Source organism: Enterobacter cloacae complex sp. XAL002, from assembly GCF_049236805.1.
Classification (GTDB): domain Bacteria; phylum Pseudomonadota; class Gammaproteobacteria; order Enterobacterales; family Enterobacteriaceae; genus Enterobacter; species Enterobacter intestinihominis.
In genome coordinates this window covers 1-1,602 of the sequence record NZ_JBMKJN010000068.1, presented here as the reverse complement: position 1 = coordinate 1,602, position 1,602 = coordinate 1, and the positions used below count along the sequence as shown (strand labels likewise).

Sequence of the window (1,602 nt, the reverse complement as noted above, 5' to 3'; positions counted from 1 at the left end):
TGTACACAGACATTAAAGTTGTCTCCTTTAACATGAAAAAGACTTTAAAGTTGTCTACTTCTTCAGATAGACCTACTTAACAGGATACTAAGTAGGTCATCTCCTTTCTCGCGTAGCATCTCTCGACGTTCACAGCAGAGGACACGTTTCAAAATGTCATCCAAAATTTTTTTCCATTATCTGACGTTGGGTGATTTTGATGGTCAGCGAGTAGAGGCTTTAACAATGTGGGTTGCCCTGAGCAAAGTAAGGGAAGTAGATGTACCAGAAATGTACGCGTTGCCTTGCATGAAGGGGGGCATCTTAAAGCTCATTGATTAAACAAACTCACTATGCCGCTACAAACAGCCCAAAACCGTCACTTGATAACGTGTTATTTAGATAAATTAATGCTCAGGGCTTTTAGCCAAACTGTCACTTGATGTAAGAATCCAGAACCTTCAGCACAACGTCCAGGTCTTCTTCTCGTTTCTGTTCTTCACTTTCATGAACAATATGTTCAGTCAAATGTCCTTTAATCACTTCACGCAATAAACCATTCACGGCACCACGTATGGCGGCTATTTGTTGCAGTACAGCGGCACATTCGTGAGGTTCATCAAGCATTTTTTTCAGCGCAGCAACCTGCCCCTGGATCTTGCTTGTACGTGCTTTCAGTTTTTGTTTATCGCGGATGGTATGTGACATGTGGGCTCTCACTCTCCTGGATATTTTATGTAACTATACCAGCGTTATTCTACTGGGGGGTAGTATATTTTACTGGGGGGGAGTAGAATCCGGCCTACACTTAATAACCAAGAATGATTCTCATGAACGAATTTACGACACTTCTTCAGCAAGGCAACGCATGGTTTTTCATCCCCAGCGCCATTCTGCTTGGCGCGCTTCATGGACTGGAGCCCGGGCACTCCAAAACAATGATGGCAGCATTCATCATTGCTATAAAAGGCACCGTACGTCAGGCCGTGATGCTGGGTGTCGCGGCAACATTGTCGCACACTGCAGTCGTATGGCTGATTGCTTTTGGAGGGATGTATATCAGTAATAAATTTACCGCAGAATCAGCCGAACCCTGGCTACAGATGGTCTCTTCAGTGATCATCCTTGGTACGGCTTTTTGGATGTTCTGGCGAACCTGGAGCGGTGAGAAAAACTGGCTGGAGGGAATGCAGGAGAATGAACATCATCACCATGACGAAACAAGGTTGATCGATACTGGCCATGGAAAAGTTGAACTGTCCATTTTTGAAGAAGGACAACTTCCCCACTGGCGGCTACGCACTCTTAGTGGCCAAAGATGGGCTTCTGAAGATATCTCATTAACCACACTTCGGGAAAACAGTACGATCTCTCAGACTTTTGAATTTGTTGATCATGGTGATTATCTGGAGTCAACATCTCCCATCCCTGAGCCTCACAGTTTCAACGTACGTCTGTCTCTGGGACATCGTGGTCATGTCCATGACTATGATGTGGCGTTCGCTGAACACGACCATGACCATGACCACTCTGAGCTTGATGGGCTGGATGTGAATTCGAAAGAGTATCAGGACGCTCACGAACTGGCTCATGCCAATGACATAAAACGCCGCTTCGACGGGA

2 protein-coding genes are annotated in these 1,602 nt (G+C 45.5%); one reads left to right on the top strand and one right to left on the bottom strand.

Features of this window, described 5'->3' with window-relative positions:
- Positions 1–414: 414 nt before the first annotated feature.
- Positions 415–687, bottom strand: a complete 273-nt coding sequence (rcnR, locus tag ACOT0L_RS23950; protein WP_000019951.1) for a Ni(II)/Co(II)-binding transcriptional repressor RcnR — start codon at positions 685–687, stop codon at positions 415–417.
- A gap of 122 nt (positions 688–809) precedes the next feature.
- On the opposite strand from rcnR, the gene ACOT0L_RS23945 reads away from it, so the two are divergent.
- Positions 810–1,602: nickel/cobalt efflux transporter (locus tag ACOT0L_RS23945; protein ID WP_421637282.1), on the top strand; the 793-nt coding region annotated here is incomplete at its 3' end.